The 6,173-nt window shown below is 48.7% G+C and carries 5 protein-coding genes, 1 tRNA gene and 1 pseudogene; 6 read left to right on the top strand and 1 reads right to left on the bottom strand.

The genetic code is table 11. The annotated features are described in order from the left end of the window. Nucleotides 1–146 precede the first annotated feature (146 nt). Together ACTHUE_RS09545 and ACTHUE_RS09540 are read left to right on the top strand one after the other, a co-directional pair. Nucleotides 147–596: a CopD family copper resistance protein gene (locus ACTHUE_RS09545; RefSeq protein ID WP_049330770.1), complete on the top strand. Its 450-nt coding sequence runs from the start codon at nt 147–149 to the stop codon at nt 594–596. 33 nt (nt 597–629) lie between these two features. Beyond that, complete coding sequence (locus ACTHUE_RS09540; protein ID WP_107769496.1) at nt 630–1,604, top strand: TerC family protein; 975 nt, start codon at nt 630–632, stop codon at nt 1,602–1,604. Nucleotides 1,605–1,667: 63 nt separating this feature from the next. On the opposite strand, the gene ACTHUE_RS09535 is transcribed toward ACTHUE_RS09540, so the two are convergent. Further along, nucleotides 1,668–2,066, bottom strand: coding sequence for an Ag473 family lipoprotein (locus ACTHUE_RS09535; RefSeq protein ID WP_070645672.1), 399 nt, complete (start codon nt 2,064–2,066; stop codon nt 1,668–1,670). A 182-nt stretch (nt 2,067–2,248) separates the two neighbouring features. Here ACTHUE_RS09535 and ACTHUE_RS09530 point away from each other — a divergent pair. The 4 genes and pseudogenes from ACTHUE_RS09530 to ACTHUE_RS09515 all read left to right on the top strand — a co-directional run. Next, nucleotides 2,249–2,324: transfer RNA gene (locus ACTHUE_RS09530), tRNA-Lys, on the top strand. A gap of 301 nt (nt 2,325–2,625) precedes the next feature. After that, the gene (gene aldA / locus ACTHUE_RS09525) at nt 2,626–4,068 is read left to right on the top strand and encodes an aldehyde dehydrogenase (RefSeq protein WP_107769523.1); all 1,443 of its coding nucleotides are present in this window, start codon (nt 2,626–2,628) and stop codon (nt 4,066–4,068) included. 170 nt (nt 4,069–4,238) lie between these two features. Then, a complete protein-coding gene (gene lysS, locus ACTHUE_RS09520; RefSeq protein WP_070461269.1) occupies nt 4,239–5,750 on the top strand; it encodes a lysine--tRNA ligase in 1,512 nt (503 codons plus the stop codon). A 262-nt stretch (nt 5,751–6,012) separates the two neighbouring features. Beyond that, nucleotides 6,013–6,173 (top strand): annotated as a pseudogene (locus tag ACTHUE_RS09515) (sodium:alanine symporter family protein); the annotation flags it as partial.

Below are 6,173 nucleotides of genomic sequence, written 5' to 3'. Positions count from 1 at the left end.
TGATGAGCGGTTAAATACAAAAACAAACGGCAATTCCAAAAGAATATTTATAAATTTTAATATACTTGGCATAAAATTGTGCATACATCAACCGCATTCGGTAGTGATACAATGACGACTTGTCTGAATTACCGGAAACACCCTTCATGAGTATCTACGCACTGGCACACATCATCCACGTTTATTGCGCGATTGCCTTTGTCGGCGGCGTATTTTTCGAAATGCTGGTTCTCTCCGTTTTGCACACCGGCCGCGTTTCGCGCGAATCGCGCCGCGAAGTCGAACGTGCCATGTCCTATCGTGCCGTCCGCGTAATGCCGCCTGTCGTCATTACCTTGTTCATCAGCGGCATCGTGATGGTGTACAACCGCTACCTGCCGATACTTCACCACCCATTTGACAGCTCTTTCGGCATCATGCTGAGCATCAAAATCCTGTTGGCAATAAGCGTTTTGGTACATTTTGCCATCGCCGTCGTCAAAATGGCACGGCACACCCTCACCGTCGGCTGGTCGAAATACATACACGCCGTCGTATTCAGCCATATGCTGTTTATCGTCTTTTTTGCCAAGGCGATGTTCTACCTGTCTTGGTAAACCTTACCCATACCCCACACACAAGGATTGTTTATGACCCAATACCCGTCCGTCGGCTCGCCGATGTTTTACGGCATCTTCTTTATTGCCGTCTCAATCATGATCGCCATCGATATGGTATCGCTGAAAAAAAACGGCGCCCACAAAGTCAGCATAAAAGAAGCCCTCGCCTGGAGCGGCATTTGGGTGGCCGTATCCTGCACGTTTGCAGGCTGGCTCTATTTTGAACTGGCGGGCAACCCGACTTACGGGGCCGTTGTCGCCAAAGAAAAAGTCCTCGAATTCTTCACCGGCTATGTACTCGAAAAATCCCTTGCCGTCGATAACATCTTCGTTTTCCTGATGATTTTCGGCTACTTCAAAGTAGAACCCAAATTCCAACACCGCGTCTTACTCTATGGCGTATTCGGCGCCATCGTCCTGCGCGCCATCATGATCTTCATCGGCGCAGCCTTGGTACAACAATTTGAATGGATTTTGTACCTCTTCGGCGCATTCCTCTTATACACCGGCATTCACATGATGAAGCCCGAAGCCGAAGTTGAGGAAGACCTTTCCCAAAACAAGATCCTAACCCTGCTCAAAAAAGTCATCCCGACCAGCCAACAGTTTGACGGTGAAAAATTCTTTACCATCGAGAACGGCAAACGTATCGCTACGCCGCTTTTGCTGGTATTGATTATGATCGAATTGAGCGACATCATCTTCGCCGTGGACAGCATCCCTGCTATTTTCGCCGTAACCACTGACCCTTTCATCGTCCTCACTTCCAACATTTTTGCCATTTTGGGCCTGCGTGCCATGTACTTCTTACTGGCAGACTTTGCCGAACGCTTTATTTTCCTCAAATACGGCTTGGCTTTCGTGTTGAGCTTTATCGGTATCAAGATGCTGATTATGCACTGGGTACATATCCCGATTTCCATTTCCCTGTCCGTCGTCTTCGGCGCACTGGGCGCGTCCATCCTGACTTCTTTGGTGTACACGCGTCAGCAAGAGAAAAAATAATCTGCCGATATAAAAAGGCCGTCTGAACATTTCAGACGGCCTTTTCAAATATCAAACACCAGCTTATTTAGCAGCGTCTTTCAATTTGTCGGCAGCTTCTTGAGTCGCATCGGCTGCTTTACCCATAGCGTCTTTAGCTGCGTCTTTGGCAGCATCCTTAGCATCAGAAACAGCTTCTTTAGCTTCTTCAACCGCTTTACCGGCAGCATCTTTAGCGTCAGAAACTGCTTTATCCGCAGTTGCTTTAGCATCTGCAGCAGCGTCTTTAACATCAGAAACAGCTTGCTCAGCCGCACCTTTGGCTTCAGAAGCAGCAGCATCAACAGCAGAAGCTGCATTTTCAGCAGCAGCGTTTACATCGGAAGCAACAGCAGAAGCCGCCTCTTGGGTTTCTTTTTTCGCTTCTTGTGTACACGCCGCCAAGCCGGCTACCATCATTGCAGCAATCAATAATTTTTTCATGTTGTATATCCTTTGGTCTAAAAAATATCCGTCAAAACTGACAGACCCAAAAATCATAACATAATAAATGCTCAAAAAAGGAAGAATTAACGCCAAATAACAGCCAATTTACGTTTTTTGAAAAAAATTTCAAAAAAATAGTTGACGAAAAGAAACAAGTTCCCTATAATGCACAGCTTATCGGGTCGTTAGCTCAGTCGGTAGAGCAGCGGACTTTTAATCCGTTGGTCGAGCGTTCGAATCGCTCACGACCCACCAAAATATGAAAACCTGCCTTGAAAAAAGCAGGTTTTTTTATATTCTCCATCAAGCCTTTCTTCACTCAATACCTCCCTTATTATCAACATCAAGAATATTCGAGCTTTGTCACAATGCTGTTATAGATGTAACTGAAAGCATCACAAACCTCTTAAATCAATCAAACCCAACTCCCCACACATCATATTTTTCTAAAAACTTCCAAATACCTACCATCAACCCACGCTAAATCCTCTTGTATGCCAGACAATTTAGGCATAGACTAAAACTACATCCAACTACAACAACAGGAGAAGGTTTGATGAAACAACTGTCTATGTATATCAACGGCCGCTTTGAAACCGACTTTAACGGTACATGGCGTGATGTATTGAATCCGGCAACCGAAGAAGTCATCGCGCGTGAGCCTAAAGGCGGAAAAGCCGATGTTGATCGTGCCGTTGCCGCGGCCAGAGATGCGCAAACTGCATGGGAGCGTTTGCCTGCCGTTGAACGCGGCGCATACCTGCGCAAAATCGCCCAAGGCATCCGCGAACGTGCCGACGAGCTGACCGACACTATTGTTGCTGAAGGCGGCAAAACCAAAGACTTGGCACGCATAGAAGTCATGTTCACTGCCGACTATCTCGATTATCAAGCCGAATGGGCGCGCCGTTATGAAGGCGAAATCATCCAAAGCGACCGCCCGCGCGAAAATATTTTATTGTTCAAACGTCCTTTGGGCGTAATCGCCGGCATTTTGCCGTGGAACTTCCCATTCTTCCTGATTGCCCGAAAAATGGGCCCGGCTTTGGTAACAGGCAATACTATCGTCGTCAAACCAAGCAGCGTTACCCCGATTAACTGCCACATTTTTGCTGAAATCGTTCACGCTTCAGGCTTACCGGCCGGCGTATTCAACGTCGTCAACGGCCCTGGCGCAGAAATAGGCAATGCCTTGGCATCGCATCCGCAAGTCGATATGGTCAGCCTGACCGGTTCTGTCGATGCAGGCCGCCAAGTAATGGAAGCCGCCGCCACCAACATTACCAAAGTCTCACTGGAACTGGGCGGCAAAGCCCCTGCCATCGTTTTGAAAGACGCGGATTTGGACTTGGCAGTGAAATCCATCTTGGCTTCACGCGTGGGCAATACCGGCCAAATCTGTAACTGCGCCGAACGCGTATATGTCCACAGCAGCCTGAAAGACGCATTTATCGAAAAAATGACCGCCGCAATGAAAGGCGTGCGCTACGGCAACCCGGCCGAAGCCGAGCCAGGCGCACTGGAAATGGGCCCGTTGATTGAAGAGCGCGCCGTCAAAGCCGTTTCCGAGAAAGTCGAACGCGCCGTCAAACAAGGGGCGACACTAGTCTGCGGCGGCAAACGTGCCGATGGCAAAGGCTACTTCTTTGAACCTACCCTGCTGACCGATACCGACAACAGCATGGACATCATGAAGGAAGAAACCTTCGGCCCAGTCCTGCCGGTTGCCACTTTCGACACGCTCGACCAAGTCATAGCCTTGGCAAACGACAGCGAATTCGGCCTGACCAGCTCCGTCTATACCACCAATCTGAATGAAGCGTTTTATGTAACCCGCCGTCTGCGTTTCGGCGAAACCTACATCAACCGCGAAAACTTCGAAGCCATGCAGGGCTTCCATGCCGGTTGGAAAAAATCAGGTATCGGCGGCGCGGACGGTAAACACGGTTTGGAAGAATATCTGCAAACCCAAGTCGTTTATTTGGAAACCAATATCTAACTGCCCTTCATAAAACAAAAGGCCGTCTGAAACCGATTTTTCAGGTTTCAGACGGCCTTTCTGCCTTTATAGAAAAAAACACCGACATCGCGTAAAATAGAGCCAATTTTTCACTTTATTCAGGCCGTCTGAAAACTCCGACAGCCTGACTCATTTTTCCGGAAAACACCATGAGCGAACAAAACAATCCTCAAATCGAGCCGCAGTTGGACGAAAACCAAATCATCGCCCTGCGCCGCGAGAAACTGCACAACATCCGTAAAGAACGCAATGCCTACCCTAACGATTTCAAACGCGACAGCTTTGCCGCCGACCTGCACACCCAATACGGTGAAATCAGCAAAGAAGAACTCGACCCGCAAGGCATTCCCGTCAAAGTGGCCGGCCGTATGATGCTCAAACGTCAAATGGGCAAAGCCAGCTTCGCCACCATTCAAGACGTTACCGGTCAAATCCAGCTTTATTTGAATAACAAAGGCGTGAGCCAAGAAGTTTTGGACGACTTCAACCACTGGGACTTAGGCGACATCATCGGTGCGGAAGGTACTTTGTTCAAAACCAACCACGGCGAATTGACCGTGCGCGTGTCCAACATCCGCCTGCTGTCCAAATCCCTGCGCCCGCTACCCGACAAACACAAAGGTTTGAGCGATCAGGAAACCAAATACCGTCAACGCTACGTCGATTTGATTGCCAACGAAGAATCGCGCAATACCTTCATCAAACGCAGCCAAATCATCCAATCCGTGCGCAATTTCATGGTTAACGAGCATTATTTGGAAGTTGAAACCCCAATGATGCACCCGATTCCTGGCGGTGCGACGGCAAAACCGTTCGTTACTCACCACAATGCCTTGGACATTCCACTCTACCTGCGCATCGCTCCCGAGCTGTATCTAAAACGCTTGGTTGTCGGCGGCTTGGAACGCGTGTTTGAAATCAACCGCAGCTTCCGCAACGAAGGCATGTCCGTACGCCACAACCCTGAATTCACCATGATCGAATTCTACGAAGCCTTCTCCGACTACGAACGCATGATGCAAATGGCGGAAGACATCATCCGCAACGCTTCCCGCGCGGTAAACGGTACGGCAAAAATCAGCTACAACGGCAAAGAAGTCGATTTGGAAAGCCCGTTTGAACGCCTGACCATTCTCGGTGCCATCAAGAAATACAATCCGCACTACACCGATGAGCAGTTGAACGATGAAGAATGGCTGAAAAAAGAAATCGTCAAACACGGCGAAAGCCTGCCTCCGTCTCCGGGTATCGGCAGCCTGCAACTTGCCCTGTTTGAAGGTTGCGCCGAGGGCAAACTGTGGAACCCGACTTTCATCATCGACTACCCTGTCGAAGTGTCGCCATTGGCACGCGCATCCGACAGCAAACCGGGTTTGACCGAGCGCTTCGAGCTTTTCGTTGTCGGCCGCGAACTGGCAAACGGTTACTCTGAGTTGAACGATCCGGAAGACCAAGCCGAACGCTTCAAAGCGCAAGTGGCGCAAAAAGACGCCGGCGACGATGAAGCCATGCACTATGATGCCGACTACATCCGCGCCATGGAGTTCGGTTTACCGCCGACCGGCGGCTGCGGCATCGGTATCGACCGCTTGGTCATGTTGCTGACCGATTCGCAAACCATCCGCGACGTGATTCTGTTCCCACAAATGCGTCCCGAATAACGCATTGAAATAAAATCAAGGCCGTCTGAAAACAAGACTCTGTTTTCAGACGGCCTTTTTGTTCAAATATGTAAAACGGAAGAGTTTAAATCGATAAATCCTTTACACCATAATAATAAAATTACATGATAATCAAAAAGATAATATAAAAAAGAATATGTAAACGTTTTTCAGTTTGTTGACAGTCTGCTAGAATACATCCAGTTACAGACAGCCTCCACACACAGGCCGTCTGAAAATGCAGAAACTCTGAAAGGTTTGTATGGATCAATTTTTCGAACAGCTTCACGGCTGGATAAACGCCATCAACGACCCAATGTGGTCGGGGTTGGTATATATGCTTTTAGGCGCAGGCCTCTTTTTCACCGTTACCACCGGTTTTGTACAATTCCGCCTCTTCGGCCGCAGTATCAAAGAAATGCT

The organism is Neisseria sp. P0021.S005, assembly GCF_051956955.1.
The sequence above is the reverse complement of the archived record's forward strand: the minus strand, read 5'-3'. Positions and strand labels throughout refer to the sequence as shown.

Bases quoted from the DNA above. Each gene is read 5' to 3' on its own strand.
- ACTHUE_RS09535 (WP_070645672.1), bottom strand. From the start codon at position 2,066: ATGAAAAAATTATTGATTGCTGCAATGATGGTAGCCGGCTTGGCGGCG.
- ACTHUE_RS09540 (WP_107769496.1), top strand. From the start codon at position 630: ATGACCCAATACCCGTCCGTCGGCTCGCCGATGTTTTACGGCATCTTC.
- aldA (WP_107769523.1), top strand. From the start codon at position 2,626: ATGAAACAACTGTCTATGTATATCAACGGCCGCTTTGAAACCGACTTT.
- lysS (WP_070461269.1), top strand. From the start codon at position 4,239: ATGAGCGAACAAAACAATCCTCAAATCGAGCCGCAGTTGGACGAAAAC.
- ACTHUE_RS09545 (WP_049330770.1), top strand. From the start codon at position 147: ATGAGTATCTACGCACTGGCACACATCATCCACGTTTATTGCGCGATT.